This is a genomic window from Microbacterium algihabitans (genome assembly GCF_032464975.1).
In the GTDB taxonomy this organism is placed as follows: Bacteria; Actinomycetota; Actinomycetes; order Actinomycetales; family Microbacteriaceae; genus Microbacterium; species Microbacterium algihabitans.
Genome location: NZ_JAWDIU010000001.1, coordinates 918,670 through 938,117, shown reverse-complemented (window position 1 = coordinate 938,117; position 19,448 = coordinate 918,670). Strand labels below are relative to the sequence as shown.

Below are 19,448 nucleotides of genomic sequence, written 5' to 3'. Positions count from 1 at the left end.
CCGTGGCGCCGCTCGTGCCTCAGGCGGTGCGACGGAACGTGACCACATTGCGCGTCGAACGGAGGTCGTCGGTGCGGCCGTAGGCGAAGTGCCCCCATGCCGTGCGCATCAGCACGCCGGTCCGGTCGAGGTCCGCCGCGGTTGCGCCGGCATAGGGGGCGAGACCGGATGCCGCGTTCTCGGAGCCGAAGACGAAGGGCACCTCGATCGCGTGCGAGGAGCCGAAGTTATTGCGCGGAGCCCGCCAACGGAAGGTGAAGCGCACGACCTCGCCGCCGGAACGCTCGTACGCGCGCGCGAAGGCGCGGGCGGGGCCGCTGTAGACCCAGGTGGTCAGTGCGCGATCGACGAGGGAGACCACCAGAGGACCGAGCACGGGGACCCTCGACACTCCGCGCAGAGCGGGAACGAGGGGAAGGAAGAGGCGTGCCTCGTGAGCGGTCGTTCCGATCAGCAGCGGAATGCGCGGCGCGACGTGCGCCCATCGCTCGCGCATCCCGTTCTCGTCCGGCAGAGGATCCTGACCCGCCTGGGGTCCGAACGCCATCAACGCGACCGGGCTCTTCCGGGCCGCCCGGGCCACCGCCGCCTGCGCCACCTCGAGGTCGAGGCCGTCGCCGTCGACCAGCGTCTCGTCGAGAGCGGCGTTCATCGCCGCGCCGATCCCCGCGCGACCGCGGATGGTGCGCAGGGGAGCGCTCTGCACGATCGCTCGTGAGAACAGCGAGGCGGCACCGTCGACCGTCATCAGATGCAGCACGGCATCGGCCCCCGCCGACTGGCCGAAGGCCGTCACCCGCGCCGGGTCGCCCCCGAAGGAGGCGATGTTGGCTTGCACCCACCGGAAGGCCGCGAGCTGATCCAGCAGCCCGAGATTGGCGGGTCGTCCCACGCCGTCGCCGACGTAGCCGAGGACGCCGAGTCGGTAGGTGACGGTGACGACGATCACGCGTTCCTGGAGGACGAGCGCGCGGGGGTCGTACAGGGGCAGATCGCCCGCTCCGCTGACGTACGACCCGCCGTGGATCCACACCATGACGGGCAGGGGCTCGTCCGCGGCGCCGTGATCGGCGGGGAGGGTGACGGTCAACCGCTGGCAATGCTCGCTCTGCGGGAGCCCGCCGGTCTGATCCCCGATGATCTCGAGCGCCTCGGTAGGCACCTGGGGGCAGGCGGGCGAGGCCTCGAAGGCGGGGAACGGATCGCTGCCGAGGTGCGTGAGCGCGCGCGGCTTCTCGAACCGGTCCGCGTGAGCGTAGGGCACGCCCGCGGCGCGCACGATGTCACCGTCGACGACGGCTTCGATCTCGCCGACGGATGTCATGAAGACGCGGGTGCGCCGACCGTGAGATGTCATGTCCCGTGTGCGACCGAGCCGTCAGCTCGGGTCGCCGCCCAACGGGCCGACCGCGGGGATCGGACCGCCGTCGTCGGCGCCGGTCTTGCGGGCGCGGGCGATCGCGTTGCCGAGGTGGTAGATCAGCAGTGCCGCGACCGAACCGAGCACGATCGCGCCGAGCTGGAAGTCGCCCCACTGCATCGTGAACCCGGCGATCGCGAGCACCAGCGCGACGGCGCCGGTGTACTGGTTGACCGGACGCGAGAAGTCGACGCGGTTGTCGACCCAGATCTTGATGCCGATGATGCCGATCAGGCCGTACAGCGCGGTCGTCACGCCACCGAGCACGCCCGGCGGGATGGTGTTGAACACCGCGCCGACCTTGGGCGAGAGGCTCAGCACGATCGCGGTCAGACCGGCGACCCAGTACACAGCGGTCGAGTAGACGCGGGTCGCCGCCATGACGCCGATGTTCTCGCCGTAGGTCGTGGTGCCGGAGCCGCCGAAGGTTCCGGCGAGGGTCGTGGCGACACCGTCGGCGATGAGGGCGCGACCGGTGGAGCGGTTGGCCGTGGCATCCGTCATCGCCGCCACACCCCGCACGTGACCGACGTTTTCGGCCACGAGCACCAGCACGACGGGAAGGAACATCGCGATGACCGACCAGGTCGCGGGCGTCGTGAAATCGGCGAACTGGAAGGTGGGCAGGCCCACCCACGGCGCCTGCGCGACGGCGTCGAAATCGATGAGCGTCTCGCCCGAGACGGCCTGGATGATCACGGTCGCGACGTAGCCCACGATCACGCCGAGGAAGATCGAGATGCGCCCGAGGAAGCCGCGGAACAGCACGCTGAACAGGATGACCGCGACGAGCGTGATGGTGCCCGGCAGGGGCTGCAGCTGGAAGTTCGACCACGCGACGGGCGCCAGGTTGAAGCCGATGAGGGCGACGATCGCGCCGGCGACCACCGGCGGCATGACCTTGTCGACCCAGCCGAGGCCGGCGAACTGCACGATGACGCCGATGACGGCGAGAAGCACACCCACGGCGACGATGCCCGCGAGCGCCGAGCCCGTGCCGGCCATGGTCGTGGCGGCGGTGATCGGCGCGATGAACGCGAACGACGACCCCAGGTAGCTGGGGAGGCGGTTCTTCGTCACGAGCAGGAACAGCAGCGTGCCGATGCCGGAGAACAGCAGCGTGGTCGAGACCGGGAACTTCGTCAGCACCGGCACGAGGAAGGTCGCGCCGAACATTGCGATGACGTGCTGGAGGCCGATCGCGACCGTCGCGCCCCAGTTCAGGCGTTCGCCGGGGGCGACGACGGCCCCGGGCTCGACCGTGCGGCCGTTGCCGTGCAGCTTCCAGCGGAACATGTGTCTCCTTGGGGGATGTGGTCGGGGGGCCCTTCGACAAGCTCAGGGGCCGTGGGCGGCTCAGGGACCGTGGGCGGCTCAGGGACCGGGTCGCGGCTCAGGGACCGGGTTGCGGCTCAGGGACCGGTTGCGGTTGCGGTGAGGCTGTCGAAGCCTTCGCGGGCGCGGGTCAGGCGCCGGTGAGCAGGCCGAGCAGCGTCGCATAGCGCTCGCGCGTGCGCTCGACGATCTCGTCGGGAAGCGCGGGCGGCTCGCCCTGCTTGTCCCAGTTCTGGGCCAGCCAGTTGCGCACGATCTGCTTGTCGAAGCTCGCCATGCGCTCCGCGGGGGTCGTGCCGGTGCGCCAGGCCTCGGCATCCCAGTAGCGCGAGGAGTCGGACGTGAGCACCTCGTCGGCGAGGGTCAGCACGCCCGCGTCGTCGAAGCCGAACTCGAACTTGGTGTCGGCGAGGATCAGGCCGTGCGCCTCGGCGGTCGCGGCGGCGCGGCGGTAGATCTCGAGCGAGAGGTCGCGCAGGGCGGCGGCCGTCTCGGCACCGACGAGCTCGACCGAGCGCTCGAAGGTGATGTTCTCGTCGTGCTCGCCCATCGGCGCCTTGAAGGCGGGCGTGTAGAGGGGCTCGGGGAGGCGGTCACCGTCGTTCAGGCCCTCGGGCAGACGGATGCCGCACACCGTGCCCTCCGCCTGATACTCGGCCCAACCCGAGCCGGTGAGGTAGCCGCGCACGACGCACTCGATCGGCTGCATGTCGAGGGAGCGGACGAGCATCGCGCGCCCCCTCACGGCATCCGGGATCAACGACACCGGGTCGTCGCCCCGCAGCGTGTGATCGGCCGCCAGATGGTTCGGGATCGCCCGACCGCCGTCGGCTCCGGCGAGCTGGTCGAACCACCACAGGCTCAGCGTGGTCAGCAGTTCGCCCTTGCCCGGGATGCCGGGGGAGAGCACGTGGTCGAAGGCGCTCACGCGGTCGCTCGCCACGACGAGGAGGTGCGCGGGGGTGGCGTCTGCGGCGGTGTCGGCGGGGACGTAGAGGTCGCGCACCTTGCCGGAATAGACGTGGCGCCAGCCGGGAAGCTCGAGCGGGGGAGCGGTGGTCACCCGCTCATTATCGCGGGTGCGACCGGCCGCCCACGACGGCGCGGAAGGCTGATTCTGTCACAACGCCTCCGGCGACGCCTGCCCCCCGAGCGCGGCGGACCCGTTGACTACCCTCGGGGGAATGACCGATGACTCCCCCCGAACCTCGGTAGCCATCGACCCCCACGCGGGGAGCAGGCACTCCACCATCCGCGGGTGGGTCTTCTGGCCCGCCGCCGCGATCGCCCTCGCCTTCATCGCGTTCGCGATGCTCTTCCCGGCTGCCGCCGAAGCGACGTTCGGCGCCGTGCAGACCTTCATCGTCTCGGCGTTCAACTGGTACTACGTGCTGATCGCGGCCTTCTTCGTCGTCTTCGCGCTCGCCATGGGCTTCAGTCGCTTCGGCAACATCAAGCTCGGGCAGGACGACGACGAGCCGGAGTTCTCGACCATGTCGTGGTTCTCGCTGCTGTTCGCCGCGGGAATGGGCATCGGCCTCGTCTTCTACGGCGTGAGCGAGCCGCTCAGCCATTTCATCGAGCCGCGGCCCGGCGTGGAGGGCACTCCCAACCAGCTCGCGCAGCAGGCGATGTCGCAGACCTTCCTGCACTGGGGAGTTCACGCGTGGTCGATCTACGTCGTGCTCGGTCTCGCCCTCGCCTACGCGTTCCACCGCCGTCGCCGGCCGCGAACCATCCGCTGGGCGCTCGAGCCGATCCTGGGTGCGCGTCTCGTGCAGGGCGGCTGGGGCAACGCGATCGACGTCGCGGCCCTCGTCGGCACCCTCTTCGGCGTGGCCACCTCGCTCGGCCTCGGTGTCATCCAGATCAGCGCGGGTCTCGACTACCTGGGCGTCGTCTCGCCGTCGGTCATCAGCCAGGCGATCATCGTCGGCATCATCACCGGATTCGTGCTGTTCTCGGTGCTGTCGGGCGTCGGCAAGGGCATGAAGTGGCTGTCGAACATCAATCTCGTGCTCGCGGGGTTGCTCATGCTGTTCCTGCTGTTCGTCGGCCCCACCGAGTTCCTCCTGCGAGATGTCGTGCAGTCGATCGGCAACTACATCCAGAATTTCGTGAGCCTGTCCTTCACCACCAGCGCGTACTCCGGTGACGAGGGCGTGGCCTGGCAGGGCACCTGGACCGCGTTCTACTGGGGCTGGTGGATCTCGTGGGCTCCCTTCGTCGGCATCTTCATCGCGCGCATCTCGCGCGGTCGCACCGTGCGCGAGTTCGTTGTCGGCGTCATTCTCGTGCCCACGCTCGTCGGCATCCTGTGGTTCACCGTGCTCGGCGGAACCGCGATCTACGGCGAGCTCACCGGCACGGTCGAACTGGTCGGCGCCGACGGGTCGGTGAACGTCTCGACGGCGCTGTTCCAGATGCTGCAGAGCGTTCCCGGATCGGTGGTGATCTCGGTGGGCTTCCTCATCCTCATCGGGATCTTCTTCGTCACCTCGGCCGACTCCGGCGCTCTGGTGATGGGGATGATCGCCACCGGCGGCGAAGAGGAGCCCAAGCGCTGGGTGCGCGTGTTCTTCACGCTCGCCACCTCGCTCATCGCCTTCGCCCTGCTGCTGGCGGGTGGGCTCACGGCGCTGCAGACCGCGGCGATCAGCATCGCCCTGCCTTTCAGCGTCGTGCTGCTCGCGATCTGCTGGGCCACCGTCGTGGCGTTCCGTCGTGAGATGAAGGCCTATGACAAGGCCGAGCGGGCGCAGCTGCGCGATTCGATCGGCGAGCACTACGGCCTCGAGGTCGAGGAGCCCAACCAGCGCGGGATCTTCGGCATCCCCGCCCGTTGGCGCCAGCGACGCGCGGTTTCGGCGCAGGCCGAGGCACGCGAGGAGGCGCGAGCGGAGGCCGAGACGGTCTCGGGCGACTCGCCGTCGGCCTGAGTCCCGGCATCCGGAACCCCTCCCGAACACGCCGCGTCCGCACCGGGCGCGGCGTGTTCTGCGTCGGGCGCAAGCCCTCCGCGCCGACGACCACCCGGGCGTTGACTGTGCGCGGCGGCGAGGGCGGTGCGATACGCGATGTTCACCCGCGCGAGTTCGCCTCAAGCGCCGCAACAGCGTATAGTCCACGTGGACTAGTCGACACGGACCATGGAAGGGGACGCATGCCGGAGCCCAGCCGCCTCACCCCGGTCGCCGTGATGATCCTCGCGACGCTGCGCGAAGGTGACATGCACACCTACGAGCTCGTTCGGCTGCTCAAGGAGCGTCGGGACGACCGCCTCGTGCCCCTGCAGAAGGGCACGATCTACCACACCGTCGCGCGCCTCGAGCGGGACGGTCTGCTGGCCGAAGTGGGCGTCGACCGCGACGGCAATCGCCCCGAACGCACCACGTATACGATCCGGGATGCCGGGCATCGGGCCGTCGAAGAATGGGTGCGCGCCGAGCTGCCCCAGATCGACCGACCGAGCGACTTCCGCGTCGCGCTGTCGGAGGCCCACAATCTCGACCGCGCCGAGGTGATCGACCTGCTGGACGCCCGCCGCGCCCTGCTCCTCGACTCTCTCGACGAACACCGCGCCGGCCTCGTGAACGCGGCCGAGCGCGAGACCCCCGAGCAATTCCTCGTCGAGCTGCAGCGGCAATCCGCTCTGCTCGACGCTGAACTCGCGTGGCAGGACTCCCTGCGTGCGCGCCTCGCCGATCGCTCCCTCGCCTGGGGCATCGCCGAAATCCCCGAACACATCAAGAAGAAGCATCGCGTCTCAAAGGAGACCACCCCATGACCGACTCCCGCGCCGCCTCCGCGGCCTCCACTCGCACCGGGTCGCACAAGACCACCGAACGCAGCCCCTGGCCGGCCCTCTGGGCCCTGGTCATCGGGTTCTTCATGATCCTGGTCGACACCACGATCGTCTCGGTGGCGAACCCCGCCATCAAGGCGGCGCTCGACCCGAACACCAGCAACCTCGACAACGTCGTGTGGGTCACCAGCGCCTACCTGCTCACCTATGCGGTCCCCCTGCTGATCACCGGACGCCTCGGCGACCGCTTCGGACCCAAGAACATCTACCTGACGGGTCTCGCGATCTTCACGATCGCCTCGCTCGCGTGCGGACTCGCCCCCTCGCTCGAAATGCTCATCGTCGCCCGCGCCGTGCAGGGCCTCGGCGCCGCGCTCATGACGCCGCAGACCATGGCCGTCATCACGCGCACCTTCCCGCCGCAGAACCGCGGTGCGGCCATGGGCCTGTGGGGTGCCACCGCCGGTGTCGCGACGCTCGTCGGCCCGCTCGCGGGCGGCCTGCTCGTCGACGGCCTCGGGTGGGAGTGGATCTTCTTCATCAACATCCCGGTCGGCATCATCGGCTTCATCGCCGCGGTGATCCTCGTGCCGCAGCTGCCGAAGACCGCTCACAAGTTCGACATCCTCGGGGTGATCCTCAGCGCCGTGGGCCTCTTCCTCATCGTCTTCGGCCTGCAGGAGGGCGAGCACTACTCCTGGGCGACGTGGATCTGGGTCATGGTCGCCGCCGGTGTCGTCGTGATGGGCGTGTTCATCTGGACGCAGGCGCGCAGCAAGGGCGAGCCCCTCGTGCCCCTCGACCTGTTCCGCGAGCGCAACTTCTCCGTCGCCAACCTCGCGATCGCGACCGTCGGCTTCACCGTGACGAGCATGGCCCTGCCGCAGATGTTCTACCTGCAGCTCGCGCGGGGTCTCACCCCCACCGAGTCGGCGCTGCTGCTCATCCCTCTCGCGATCCTCTCGGGGGTGCTGGCACCCTTCGCCGGCAAGCTCCTCGACCGCACCGACCCGCGCTTCCTGCTCGTGCCGGGCCTGCTGCTGGTCGGCGGATCGCTCGGCCTCTACCTCGCGCTGATCCTCAACGACGCGCCGATCTGGGCCTTCCTCATCCCCTCGGCCCTCATGGGCGTCGGCAACGCCGGAATGTGGGGCCCGCTCGCCACCACTGCGACGCGCAACCTGCCGCCGCGTCAGGCGGGCGCCGGCGCCGGCATCTACAACACCACCCGCACCGTCGGATCGGTGATCGGCTCGGCATCCATCGCCGCGTTCATGCAGGCGCGCCTCGAAGCGAACCTGCCCGGTGCCGCCGACGCGTCGGCGAGCTTCGGCTCGGGTGCGCTGCCGCCGCAGGTGGTCGCGGGCTTCTCGACGGCCATGGGTGAGTCGCTGATCCTTCCGATCTGCGTCATCGCGGTCGGTCTCGTCGCGGTGCTGTTCATGAAGCGCCCCTCGGTGATCCGCCCGCACGGCGCCCCACGCGATGCGGCACCCGCGCAGCAGGCGGCCCAGGCCGCCCCGGCGGCCGCGGGGGAGTAACCCTTCCGTGGCAACGCCGTCGTCCCCTCGTTCGGGGGCGGCGGCGTTTCGCGTTCATCGGAAGGGATGCTCGCGGATGCCGCGGACTCGATCCTGCGCCCGGGGAAGAAGGTCCTGAACGCGTTGTCCCGGGAGCAGGTTCTCCACATCACCGGGATCGCCTCGACGCACGTGGTTCGATCGCGCCAGCGTCGCAATCGGGGTGGTGACGCACGAGGGCGGGATGCCTTCCGGTGCGGGTAGGGCCGTGACGCTAGCGGCGCTGTTTCGCCGCTACCACTTCGCTACGGTGTGGCCGTAATGAAAACGCGTGAGCGAGGTGGGAGCGGGCAAATTCTGGACAGGTTCCGGCGACGATCCCACCTTTCGCCGGGTTGGCATGGCGACCGCTACTCCTTACCCTCTCGAAGATTGACCTATACGTGTGTATAGTCATTTCTCGATCGAGCCCCTCGACCCGCTTCCACGCCTTGCCACTCATTGAAGGAGTCACCCGTGACCGCTCCCGCCCCCGCTGTCCGACCGTCCGCGCTCGCCGCCACCGTCCGCCCCTCGTGGCCCCGGGCCGCCGGCATCCTGATCCTCACCGGGGGTGTGCTGTTGACCGTCGCCACCGCTCTCGAGATCGGAACCGACGTCTCGACGGAACCCGGCCCGGCCACCGCCTTCTGGGTGCTCTTCCTCGCCAGTACCCTCGCGCACGTCGCGGCGATGTTCCCGCTCGCCCTCGGGCGCGGTGATGGACGGGGGGCCGTCGGCTCGTCCGTCGCCGGAAAGCTCGCGCTGCTCGGATTCGGGGCGTTCTTCCTCGCGAACCAGAGCCTGTATCTGCTGGCCGGGTACCTGCTGCCGATCTCGGAACCCGTTGACGGCGCGACAGCGTTCCTGTTCGGGATGAGTGCCGTCCAGGGTCTTTTGCTGACGATCGGGGGCATCATGATCGTCCGCGCACGTGTGCTCACGGGCGCGGCGCGGTGGGCGATCCTCGTGCTCTCGCTCGTCGGCTTCGCCCTCGGTGCGGTGATCAACGCCAACTCCGTCGAGGCGCTGACGAACACCATGTACTTCGTGTCCACCGGCGCGCAGATCATCGCGGGGCTCCTCATCGCCCGGGCAGGCATCACCGCAGCGAAGTAGCGTGTGGGACGTGCCTCGCAGCTATCAGTCCCCCAAGCGGCAGGCCGACGCCGCCGCCACGCGCGCGAACATCATCGAGACGGCGGCCCGGCTCTTCGTGCGCGACGGCTACGTCGCCACATCCATCAAGGCGATCGCCGCCGAGGCGGGGGTGTCGATCCCGACGGTGCACCTCAACGGACCCAAGCACGCCCTGCTCATCGCCGCCTTCGAGCGCACGTTCGCCGGCGACGAGGGGCGGCATCCGCTCACCGAGCGTCCCGAGCTCGTCGCCATCATGAGCGAGCCCGACACGGACACGGCAATCGCGCTGTATGTCGACTTCCTCATCGAGGCGAACAAGCGCTCCGCGGCGATCGTGCGGGCGATGCTCGCCGCCGCAGACGGCGACCCCGAGGTGCGTGCCGCCTATCTCGACCTCGAGATGCGGCGCCACCGTGACATGACGATCGCGGCCGGCTGGTTCCTGCAGCGCGATCGCATCCGCATCGACCAGCTCGCTCTCGCCGCCGACGTCCTCGGCCTGATCACCGGCCCCGACCCGTGGACGCACTTCATCGTCGCCCGCGGGTGGGATGTCGCGGCCTACCGGTCGTGGCTCACCGCACAACTCACCCGCCTCGCCGACAATCTCGCGTGAGCCCTCGGCGGGGCCGTCCTCGAAAGACAGAGACATGACCTCCTCCGCCCTGATCTGCAGCATGCCCGCCGTCGGGCATGTCGGTCCCCTGCTCGTCGTCGCCGCCGAACTCCAGCGACGCGGGTGGGATGTGCGCCTGCTCACGGGCGCCCGCTATCGAGCGATGGTCGAGGCCACCGGCATCCGGTTCCTGTCCCTCCCGCCCGAAGCGGACACGCTCGACGACATCGGCATGGACGGCGACGAACGCGAACGCGGGCTCGCCACGATCAACCGCGGGGTCGAGCGCGCTTTCGTCGAGCCCGCGGCCCCGGCGGCGTCGGTGCTCGAGCGCATCCTGCGCGACGAGCCGGCCGACGTCGTGCTGCACGACATGACCTTTCTCGGGGTGCAGACGCTTTTCGCCCGGCCGCGCTCGCAACGGCCGCTCACCGTCATGTGCGGCATCACCGCGGCCGGTTTCTCGAGCCGTGACGCGCCGCCTTACGGGCTCGGCCTCACGCCGTTGCGTCAGCCCCTGCTCAATCGTCTGCGCAACCGGGCCTTGGGGGTGACGGCCAAGGCCGTCTTGCGCCCCGTGCACCGCAGCCTCGACCGGTTCCTCGCAGATGTCGGCGCGCCACGCTTGAACGGCGCGTTCTTCATGGACGTCCTCTCGCGCAGCGACCTGCTCGCGCACTTCACGGTCGAGGAGTTCGAATACCCGCGCAGCGATGCCCCCACGCACCTGCGCTTCTACGGCCCCATGCCCACGGCGTCCGCTCGTCCCACCCCGGCGCCGGATTGGTTCGACGACCTCGATCCACGCCTCCCGCTCGTGCACGTCACGCAGGGCACCGTCGCCAACACCGACTACAGCGAGGTCATCCTCCCGACCCTCACCGCGCTCGCCGACCTGCCCGTGCAGGTCGCCGTCACCACCGGCGGCCGGCCGGTCGACACTCTTCCTCCCTTGCCCGCGAACGCCTTCGCCGCGAGCTACCTCCCCTATGACGAACTCCTCGCCCGGACGAGCGTCCTCGTGACCAACGGCGGATACGGCGGTCTGCATCACGCCATGCGCCACGGTGTGCCGATCGTCATCGCCGGGGACTCCGAAGACAAGGTCGAGACCTCCGCTCGCGTGCACTACGCCGGTGTGGGAGTGAACCTCCGCACGGGTCGCCCGACCCCGGATGCCGTGCGCTCGGCGGTTCAGCGGATCCTCGCCGACCCGCGCTACGCGGCGAACGCCCGCCGGATCGGGCAGGCGATTGCCGTTGCGCCGGGCGCTGCGGGCCTCGTCGACGATGTCGCGGCTCTGCTCTCGCCTCGATCCTGACCGCGCATCGCCGCAGCCGCGCATCCGCAGAGCGCTGTGCCGAGTCGCGGCACCCGGCCGACGCGGAAATTGGGGGCGCGTCGGCCGGGCGGTCTCGGAGTCCGCACAAGCGGCACATGGGTAAGACGGGGTGACGGGCAGTTTCGTCACGCCGGGTTCGTGATCCGATCGCGCGGGACGCTCCGGAGGGGATTCGGCGAGGGGAGGACGGATGCCGCGGCGGCGGTCCTCCGCTCGCCGAAACTCCTCCGCTCGGGTGGCGTGTCAGGTCGAGAACTCACTGGCGCCGAAGTGCGAACGCACCATTCGCCGTTCCATCAGCCCCGTGCCTTCATCGAGCTGCGGATCGCCGAACGCAACGAACCCGTGGCGCCGATAGAAGCGTCTGGCACGCTCGTTGACTTCGAAGACCAGGAGGTGTGCGTCCTCCCGGCCGATCGCCTCACGGAGGAGCTGATCCGCAAGACCCGTTCCACGGACATCGGTGCGGAGGGAGAAAGAACACAGCTCCGTCGAGGGCAGCCCGTAGTGCGGAGGCGTCCCCTTCGAGGTGCTCGCCACCCCCACGATCTCGCTCCCGATTCGCGCGAGAGTCACGTCGCGTTCGCCGGTCGAGATTCGTTCCGTCCACCGTGACGTGCGGTCGGTCGAAGTCGCCGCGAGCATCTCCTCGGCGATCAACCCGCTGTACGTCTGGTCCCACACCATCGTCTGGAATGCGGCGACGGCTGGGGCGTCTGCCGCGGTGGCACGCGCGAATTGCCACGACCCGAACTCGCTCACGCGGCCCGCCGCTCGCAGGTGAACGCACCGACGGGGCGCTCGCCGCGGGTCGAACGCGTGTGCGTCTCGGTCACGTCGAACCCGGCGGCATCGAGGCGGTCGGCGAGAGTCTCGACCGGCCAACGCCACGCGGGGGCGACGGCGTGGGTGAACGGCTCGAGAGTCGCGCCAACGAAGAAGCCGAGCAGCAGCGTGCCGCCCGGCCGCAGCACCCGCGCGAACTCGCGCAGCGGGGTGCCGATGTCGGCCGGCGCGTGGTGGATGGTCGAGAACCACGACACGACGCCGGCCAGGGCGGCATCCGGAATCTCGAGGTCGTCGATGCTGCCCAGATCGAACCGGATGCCGGGATGCGCCGCCCGCGCGTGCGTCACGAACCGCGGCGCGAGGTCGACGCCCCGCACGTCGAGGCCGCGTCCGGCGAGGTGCGCGGTCCAGTGTCCCGGGCCGCAGCCGGCGTCGAGGACCGGTCCCTCCACCGCTCGTGCCCACGTGTCGACGATGCCGCGGTCGACGGGGTGCACGGCATCCATCGACCCGAGGGCGGCGATGTACTCGTCGGCCCGGGCGTCGTATGCGGTCGAACTCATCGGTCGAGGCTACGGCGTGATCTCGTCGACGAAGCCGCGGGCCTCGGCGATCAGGGCGGCCCATCGGTCGGGTCCGGCCTCGACCGTCACCTCGGCCCATTCGCGCATCGGTCGCCCCCGCATGACCATCGGCTCGGCATCGCCGGCGGCGGCGAGGTCGCCGACCCGCTTCTCGGGCAGCTTCACGACCAGCGAGCCGTTGTGCGCGACGAAGGCGTAGACCTTCGTGCGGATGCGGAGTCCTTCAGTGCCGAACATTCGCCCGATGTCGACGCCGGGCAACGCGCATTCGCGCTCGGCGATCGGGTCGAAGACCGCTCGGCCGCGTTCCATGGCGTCCCTGTCGACCATGGCCCATACGTTAGCGGCGCACGTGCCGACGATGCACGCAGGGGCGGTGAACCTGGCAGTTGGTCGCCAATAGCTCCGAATAATCCTATGAGCCAGCTGAGTGCAACATACTTCGAGAACCGGAGATCATGCGTCGTCGACGTTCGCTTATGCCTCTTCGTCATCAGACAGGGGCCACTATGGCCACGTCCCGCAACATCCGCCCTCTCACCCTGGCCATCACCGGTGTGGGCCTCGCTGCACTTCTGGGGGCCGGGTTGATCTCCCAGGCCTCCGCCGCCACCGTCGCCGACGGTCCCATCGACCTCGGCACGGCGATCGACTACGGCGTCTTAGGCGCCAGCGCCGTCACCAACACCGGTCCCACGGTCGTCAACGGCGACCTCGGGATCGCTCCCGGCACATCGATCACCGGCTTCGGTGGTCTGCCCAACGGTGTCGTCAACGGAACGGTGCACCAGACCGACGCCGTGGCCGTGCAAGCGCAGCGCGACGCGCTGACGGCATACGGCACCGCCGCTTCGCTCACACCGACCCGCACCGGGCTCGCCGAGCTCAACACCCTGTCGCTGTCGCCGGGCGTCTACTCGGGCGGGGCGCTCTCGCTGGCCGACACCGGCACCCTGACACTCACGGGTGGCGAGGACTCGGTCTGGGTCTTTCAAGCCGAATCCACTCTGATCATCGGATCGTCGAGTCGCATCGCCATCACCGGCGGAGCGACGGCGTGCAACGTGTTCTGGCAGGTGGGCAGCTCGGCCACCCTCGGAACCGCGGCCGATTTCCAGGGCACCGTCGTCGCCGACCAGTCGGTCACCGTGACCACCGCGGCTCAGGTCGAGGGGCGAGTCATCGCGCTGAACGGGGCTGTGACGCTCGACACCAACACGATCTCCGCCGCCGAGGACTGCCCTCCGCCCGGAACGCCGTCCGAGCCGAGCCCGTCGCCGTCTGAGCCGGGTGCGAGCCCTTCGCCGTCGCCCTCGAGCCCGGGTGCTGGTCCGTCGCCTTCGCCGTCGCCGTCGAGCCCGGGTGCTGGTCCGTCGCCGTCGCCGTCGAACCCGGGTGCTGGTCCGTCGCCGTCGCCGTCGAACCCGGGTGCGAGCCCCTCGCCGTCGCCATCTGCGCCGGGTGCGAGCCCGTCTCCGTCGCCGTCGAGCCCGGGTGCTGGTCCGTCGCCGTCGCCGTCGAACCCGGGTGCGAGCCCCTCGCCGTCTGCGCCGGCTGCGAGCCCGTCTCCGTCCACCCCGGGTGCGAGCCCCTCGCCGTCACCGTCTCAGCCCGTCGTGAGCCCCTCGGCATCGCCGTCGGTGCCTCCCACCTGGTCGCAGCCGAACACCCCGAGCAGCCCGAGCGGACTCGCCGTGACCGGTACCGACGCCACCGTGGCGCTGGCCCTCGCTGTCGGTCTTCTCGTGGCCGGCCTGACCACCGTGTTCATCGTCCGTCGCCGAGCGCGTCGCTCCTGAGCCTCTGAACCGAGACCCCCGGCCCCTGCGGTCGGGGGTCTTCGTCGTGTCGGCGGTCGACCGCTCGTCGGGCTCGGTCGCGCTCTCGAGGGCCGCGATGCGAGTCCCCGCGGGGGCGCTCAGCTCTGGGCGACCCGCGCTGCGATGTCGGTGCGGAACTGCCCGCCCTCGAGGCCGATGCGCTCGAGCCCCGCGTAGGCCGCCTCGCGCGCCTCGGCGAAGGTCGTGCCGGTCGCGACCACGCTCAGCACTCGCCCGCCGGTGGCGACGAGCTCACCGTTACGCGCGGCCGTAGCCGCGTGAGCGACGTGCACTCCGTCGACCTCTTCGGCCGCGTCGAGTCCGGTCAGCACCCGTCCCGTCAGCGGGGCCTCGGGGTACCCCTCGCTCGCGAGCACGACCGTCACGGCGGTCGCTTCGGCGAAGGCGGGGCGCGGCTGATCCTCGAGCGTGCCCGAAGCCGCCGCCAGCAGAAGGCGGGACAGGGGGTCGATCAGTCGCGGCAGCACGACCTGCGTTTCGGGGTCGCCGAAACGGGCGTTGAACTCGATGACCTTCACGCCCTGCTCGGTCAGGATGAGCCCGGCGTAGAGGAGTCCGATGAAGGGGGTGCCCTCGGCATCCATCTGCCGGATCACGGGCTCGGCGATCTCGCGCGTCACGAGGGCGACGAACTCGTCTTCTCCGCCGAAGCGCTCGTCGAGCCACGGCAGCGGAGAGTATGCGCCCATGCCGCCCGTGTTGGGCCCTTCGTCGCCGTCGCGGAGGCGCTTGAAGTCCTGCGCGGGGCTGAGCGGGGCGACGTGGTCGCCGTCGCTCAGGAAGAAGAGCGAAACCTCGGGGCCCGAGAGGAACTCCTCGATCAGCACGGCGCCGCTCGGCAGGTAGCTCTCGGCGTGGGCGAGGGCGGCGGCGCGGTCGGAGGTCACGATGACGCCCTTGCCCGCGGCCAGCCCGTCGGCCTTGACGACGTAGGGGGCGCCGAACCGGTCGAGGGCGGCTTCGACGGTGGCGCTGTCGTGCGCGCGCACGGCTCCTCCGGTGGGCACGCCCGCGGCATCCATGATGCGCTTCGCGTAGGTCTTCGACCCCTCGAGCTGGGCGGCCGCCTTGCCCGGGCCGAACACGGGGATACCGTGCGCGCGCAGCGGGTCGGCGACACCGGCGACGAGAGGTGCCTCGGGGCCGACGACGACGAGGTCGATCGCCTCGCTCTTGGCGAACTCGAGCACGGCCGTCGGGTTCATCGGGTCGAGGTCGACCAGGTGAGCCTCTCGGGCGATCCCGGCGTTGCCGGGGGCGGCGAAGATGGCGTGCGAGGCCTCCTCCGAACGCAGGGCGAGGATGATGGCGTGCTCGCGCGCGCCCGAACCGAGGACCAGGATTCTCACGCGGTCAGCCTATCGAGCGCGGGTCCGTGCCTTCGCGCCGCGATGCGGAAGGCGCGCACGCTCAGCGATCTGTGTAACCTCAGCCCGCGGCGGTGGGATGCCACGGAGGTTGTGCGAATCGCTGAGCTCGTGCGCGGGTGTCGGCGTGGGGAAGGCGTCACACCCTCCGTCATCTGCGCAACCTCAGCCCGCGGCGGTGGGATGCGGCTGAGGTTGTGCGAATCGCCGAGGTTCGCGCGCGCCGCGAGACGCAGACCCCCCCTGCTCCGCGGGTACCGTGGATGCCATGCCTCCCCGCCGCATCGAGATTGGAGACGGTCGCGCCGCGCTCGCCGCGGTCGCCGCCGGAGACGCCCCGCGCCCGGCGACCGCCACGGCCGTGCGCTACCTGCTGCAGCTGCTCGTCGAAAAGGCCCCGGGCAACTCGGTCGAGATGCGCGTGCCGCCCTTCGGCGCGGTGCAGGTGATGGAGGGCCCCCGGCACACGCGCGGCACTCCGCCCAACGTGGTCGAGACCGATGCGGCGACGTGGATCGCCGTGGCGACGGGGCAAGAGCATTGGGCGGATGCCGTGACCGCCGGCCGCATCGTCGCCTCGGGCGTGCGCGCCGACATCAGCGCGCTGCTGCCGCTGCGGCCGTAGCCCGGGTCGCGGCATCCGCGGCTCTCCGCCGGGTGCACGATCCGCTCGAGATTCCCCGAACGAGCTGCGCAGGATCGCGTGATCTCGAGCGGTGGTCGGGGCAGCGCCGGTCCGACCGCGTCAGCGCCGGACCGGGTCGCCGCCGCCGGTGAGGAAGCGCTCGAGGTCGCGGCGCGTGGGCGCGGCTTCCCAGTCGCCGGGCACGAGACAGGCCATCGCGCCGCAGGCGTTGGCGCGGACCAACGTGTCGGCCACGTCGAGGCCCTCGAGGTAAGCGCTGAGGTAGCCCGCGACGAACGCGTCGCCCGCGCCCACGGTGTCGAGCGGGTCGATGACGAAGCCCGGAGCCTCGGTGGCACCGGTCGCCGTGAAGGCGGCGGCCCCACCCGGGCCGCGCTTGACCACCACGTGCTGCACGCCGTCGTCGAGCAGCGACTCCGCGGCATCCGGGGTCATCAGCGCGAACTCCTCGACCCCGCCGAACACCAGGGTCGACAGCGTCGCGATCTCGCGGAGGATCGGCCCCGCGACCTCGGGCGACGCCAGGCCTGAGCGGTAGTTGACGTCGAAGCTGACCGGAACGCCGGCGGTGCGGGCGCGCTCGACGGCCGAGAGCACGGCGGCGCGAGCGGTGTCGGACAGCAGGGGCGTGATGCCCGTGATGTGCAGCAGGTCGGTGTCTTCGATCCATCCCGCCGGAACGTCGTCGGGCGCGAGGCGCGACCCCGCCGAACCGCGGCGGTAGTAGTGCACGGCGGTGGATGCCGCGGACGGGCGCTCCTTGAGCATCAGGCCGGTCGGCGCCTCGGCGTCGACGATCGCGTGCACATCGAGTCCTTCGCCCCGCAGCTCCCGCGCGATGCGCTCGCCGAGCGGGTCGTCGCCGACGCGGCCGAGCCACGCGGCATCGACGCCCAAGCGGCGCAGGCCCACGGCGACGTTGGTCTCCGCGCCACCGATGCCGAGCGCCAGGCCCGCGGCGTGCCGGAGCGAGCCGACCTCGGTCGTGCGGGCGAGCGCCATCGTCTCGCCGAGGGTGACGACGCGGGTCACGCGCTCCGCCCCGCGAGCAGGTCCGACCCCGCGCACACCGCGACGAACCGCTCGGCCCGCTCGCGGAGCGCACCCAGGTCGCCGCCGCGGAACGCGTCGCCGAGCAGCGGACCGCCGACGCTGACCGCCACGGCGCCCGCCGCGAGCCAGGCGGCCGCGCTGTCGGCATCCACCCCTCCCGAGGGGACGACGGCGATGTCGGGGAACGGTCCGCGCAGATCCTTCAGGTAGCCGGGGCCGACCTGACCGGCCGGGAACACCTTCACCGCCGAGGCGCCCGCCGACCACGAGGCGAACAGCTCGGTGGGGGTGAGGCCACCGGGGATGATCGGCATGCCCGCGGCGACCGCGTGCTCGACCAGAGCGGTCGAGGTGATCGGGGTGACGACGTAGTCGGCGCCGGCGGCGATCGCGCGCTCGAGCTGGTCGAGGTTCGTGACCGTGCCGATGCCGAGGTCGCCGTCGAACGACGAGCGCAGGTCGGCGAAGGCGTCGAAGGTGCCGGGCGTGGTGAGCGTCAGCTCGACGCTCTGCACCCCCGCCTCGGCGAGCGAGGCCAGCACGGGCGCGTAGTCCGACGCGGCGGATGCCCGGGCGACGACGACGAGCTTCGACGAAACGGTGCGGGCGGGAAGCTCACCAGTCATGGACGGTCCCATCGAGAAGGCGGTTCACGGGCAGGTACGCCTTCGTGTACTCGAACGCGCCGGCGGCCTCTTCGTCGAGCTCGACGCCGAGGCCGGGCTGGTCGCCCGGGTGCAGGAAGCCCTTGTCGAAGGTGAACGAGGTCTGGAACACCTCGAGCGTCTGCTCGTTGTGCGGCATGTACTCCTGGATGCCGAAGTTGTGGATCGCGAGATCGAGGTGCAGGGCCGCCGCCATGCCGACGGGGGAGATGTCGGTGGGACCGTGGATGCCGGAGCGGATGCCGTAGATCGCGGCGAAGTCGAGGAGCTTCTTCATCGCGGTGATGCCACCGGTGTGGGTCACGGCCGAGCGCACGTAGTCGATCAGGCGTTCGGTGATGAGCGTCTGGTAGTCGTACACGGTGTTGAACACCTCGCCGATCGCGAGCGGCGTGGTCGAGTGCTGGCGGATGAGGCGCAGCGCCGTCTGGTCTTCGCCGGGAGTGGCGTCTTCGAGCCAGAACAGGTCGTAGGGCTCGACGTCCTTCGCGAAACGCGCGGCTTCGATCGGCGACATGCGGTGGTGGCCGTCGTGCAGGATGCGCAGGTCGGTGCCGAACTCCTCGCGGATCTTCGAGAAGATCCCGGGCATGTGGTTGAGGTACTGGCGCGTGTCCCAGGTCTCTTCGGCGGGGCGGTCGCCCGAGCGCTTCGCGGGCTCGTAGTCGTACCGCACGCCCGGGCCCGCGGCCGAGACGCCGTAGATCTGCCCGAGGCCGGGGACGCCGGTCTGCACGCGCACGGCGGTGAAGCCGAGCTCGCGGTATCCGGTGATTGCGTTCGAGAGGGCCTCGAAGTCGGTGCCCGAGGCGTGGGCGTAGACGCGCACGCCGTCGCGGCTCGCGCCTCCGAGCAGCTGGTACAGCGGCATCCCGGCCTTCTTGGCCTTGATGTCCCACAGTGCCATGTCGACCGCGGCGATCGCGGCCATGGTCACCGGTCCGCGGCGCCAGTACGCCCCGCGGTAGAGGTACTGCCAGGTGTCTTCGATGCGGTCCTCGTCGCGGCCGATGAGCATCGAGGCGAGGTGGTCGGAGAGGTACGACGCCACAGACAGCTCGCGGCCGTTGAGGGTGGCGTCCCCCCACCCGACGACACCGTCGCTCGTGGTGATCTTCAGGGTGACGAAGTTGCGGCCGGGGCTGGTGACGGTGACGTCGACGGAGGCGATGCTCATGTGCGGACTTTCTGGCGGAGGGAGGCGGCGGGTCGAAGTGGGGCGCGATTCGTGGCCCCGGGGCGCTGGATGGGGCAGCGCGGCACACGCGGGGCGTGGGATCCGG

General features: G+C 70.5%; 18 protein-coding genes. 8 read left to right on the top strand and 10 right to left on the bottom strand.

Translation table 11 applies throughout. The features are described from left to right. Positions 1-19: 19 nt before the first annotated feature. The 3 genes from RWH43_RS04405 to RWH43_RS04395 all read right to left on the bottom strand — a co-directional run bounded on the left by RWH43_RS04405 (position 20) and on the right by RWH43_RS04395 (position 3,818). Positions 20-1,324 (bottom strand): carboxylesterase family protein, encoded by a 1,305-nt coding sequence (locus RWH43_RS04405; RefSeq protein WP_316000760.1) that lies wholly within the window; start codon positions 1,322-1,324, stop codon positions 20-22. Between the two features lie 54 nt (positions 1,325-1,378). Continuing rightward, complete coding sequence (locus RWH43_RS04400) at positions 1,379-2,716, bottom strand: uracil-xanthine permease family protein (protein ID WP_144830327.1); 1,338 nt, start codon at positions 2,714-2,716, stop codon at positions 1,379-1,381. Between the two features lie 169 nt (positions 2,717-2,885). Continuing rightward, entirely contained in the window at positions 2,886-3,818 is a 933-nt protein-coding gene (locus RWH43_RS04395; RefSeq protein ID WP_316000759.1) for a phosphoribosylaminoimidazolesuccinocarboxamide synthase, read from the bottom strand. A gap of 121 nt (positions 3,819-3,939) precedes the next feature. Between RWH43_RS04395 and RWH43_RS04390 the strand changes: the two genes are divergently transcribed. The 6 genes from RWH43_RS04390 to RWH43_RS04365 all read left to right on the top strand — a co-directional run bounded on the left by RWH43_RS04390 (position 3,940) and on the right by RWH43_RS04365 (position 11,199). Beyond that, complete coding sequence (locus tag RWH43_RS04390) at positions 3,940-5,694, top strand: BCCT family transporter (RefSeq protein WP_316000758.1); 1,755 nt, start codon at positions 3,940-3,942, stop codon at positions 5,692-5,694. Positions 5,695-5,918: 224 nt separating this feature from the next. Then, a complete protein-coding gene (locus RWH43_RS04385; RefSeq protein ID WP_144830315.1) occupies positions 5,919-6,542 on the top strand; it encodes a PadR family transcriptional regulator in 624 nt (207 codons plus the stop codon). Beyond that, positions 6,539-8,101: an MFS transporter gene (locus RWH43_RS04380; protein WP_144830312.1), complete on the top strand. Its 1,563-nt coding sequence runs from the start codon at positions 6,539-6,541 to the stop codon at positions 8,099-8,101. Before RWH43_RS04385 ends, RWH43_RS04380 begins: the two co-directional genes overlap by 4 nt. 495 nt (positions 8,102-8,596) lie before the next feature. Further along, complete coding sequence (locus RWH43_RS04375) at positions 8,597-9,238, top strand: hypothetical protein (protein WP_144830309.1); 642 nt, start codon at positions 8,597-8,599, stop codon at positions 9,236-9,238. A gap of 10 nt (positions 9,239-9,248) precedes the next feature. Next, positions 9,249-9,878, top strand: a complete 630-nt coding sequence (locus RWH43_RS04370) for a TetR/AcrR family transcriptional regulator (protein WP_186325431.1) — start codon at positions 9,249-9,251, stop codon at positions 9,876-9,878. Between the two features lie 34 nt (positions 9,879-9,912). Then, positions 9,913-11,199: a nucleotide disphospho-sugar-binding domain-containing protein gene (locus RWH43_RS04365; RefSeq protein WP_316000757.1), complete on the top strand. Its 1,287-nt coding sequence runs from the start codon at positions 9,913-9,915 to the stop codon at positions 11,197-11,199. Between the two features lie 264 nt (positions 11,200-11,463). On the opposite strand, the gene RWH43_RS04360 is transcribed toward RWH43_RS04365, so the two are convergent. Genes RWH43_RS04360 through RWH43_RS04350 form a run of 3 tightly spaced genes read right to left on the bottom strand, consistent with a single transcriptional unit; the run spans position 11,464 to position 12,923 of the window. Further along, positions 11,464-11,982 (bottom strand): GNAT family N-acetyltransferase, encoded by a 519-nt coding sequence (locus RWH43_RS04360; RefSeq protein ID WP_316000756.1) that lies wholly within the window; start codon positions 11,980-11,982, stop codon positions 11,464-11,466. Further along, complete coding sequence (locus RWH43_RS04355; RefSeq protein ID WP_316000755.1) at positions 11,979-12,572, bottom strand: class I SAM-dependent methyltransferase; 594 nt, start codon at positions 12,570-12,572, stop codon at positions 11,979-11,981. Before RWH43_RS04355 ends, RWH43_RS04360 begins: the two co-directional genes overlap by 4 nt. A gap of 9 nt (positions 12,573-12,581) precedes the next feature. After that, positions 12,582-12,923, bottom strand: a complete 342-nt coding sequence (locus tag RWH43_RS04350) for a hypothetical protein (RefSeq protein ID WP_316000754.1) — start codon at positions 12,921-12,923, stop codon at positions 12,582-12,584. A 179-nt stretch (positions 12,924-13,102) separates the two neighbouring features. Between RWH43_RS04350 and RWH43_RS04345 the strand changes: the two genes are divergently transcribed. Continuing rightward, positions 13,103-14,392, top strand: a complete 1,290-nt coding sequence (locus RWH43_RS04345) for an ice-binding family protein (RefSeq protein ID WP_316000753.1) — start codon at positions 13,103-13,105, stop codon at positions 14,390-14,392. Between the two features lie 119 nt (positions 14,393-14,511). Here the strand turns inward: RWH43_RS04345 and purD are convergent, their stop codons facing one another. Continuing rightward, on the bottom strand, positions 14,512-15,783 hold the full coding sequence (purD, locus tag RWH43_RS04340) for a phosphoribosylamine--glycine ligase (RefSeq protein WP_316000752.1): 1,272 nt from the start codon (positions 15,781-15,783) through the stop codon (positions 14,512-14,514). A 286-nt stretch (positions 15,784-16,069) separates the two neighbouring features. On the opposite strand from purD, the gene RWH43_RS04335 reads away from it, so the two are divergent. Continuing rightward, complete coding sequence (locus tag RWH43_RS04335) at positions 16,070-16,426, top strand: sterol carrier family protein (RefSeq protein ID WP_316000751.1); 357 nt, start codon at positions 16,070-16,072, stop codon at positions 16,424-16,426. A 120-nt stretch (positions 16,427-16,546) separates the two neighbouring features. Here RWH43_RS04335 and RWH43_RS04330 read toward each other — a convergent pair whose 3' ends face one another. Genes RWH43_RS04330 through manD form a run of 3 tightly spaced genes read right to left on the bottom strand, consistent with a single transcriptional unit; the run spans position 16,547 to position 19,342 of the window. Then, entirely contained in the window at positions 16,547-17,479 is a 933-nt protein-coding gene (locus tag RWH43_RS04330) for a sugar kinase (RefSeq protein ID WP_316000750.1), read from the bottom strand. Then, complete coding sequence (locus RWH43_RS04325; protein ID WP_316000749.1) at positions 17,476-18,126, bottom strand: bifunctional 4-hydroxy-2-oxoglutarate aldolase/2-dehydro-3-deoxy-phosphogluconate aldolase; 651 nt, start codon at positions 18,124-18,126, stop codon at positions 17,476-17,478. Before RWH43_RS04325 ends, RWH43_RS04330 begins: the two co-directional genes overlap by 4 nt. Next, positions 18,116-19,342 carry a D-mannonate dehydratase ManD gene (gene manD, locus RWH43_RS04320; protein ID WP_316000748.1) on the bottom strand — a complete coding sequence of 409 codons (1,227 nt, stop codon included), beginning with the start codon at positions 19,340-19,342 and terminating at the stop codon, positions 18,116-18,118. Before manD ends, RWH43_RS04325 begins: the two co-directional genes overlap by 11 nt. Positions 19,343-19,448: the final 106 nt, after the last annotated feature.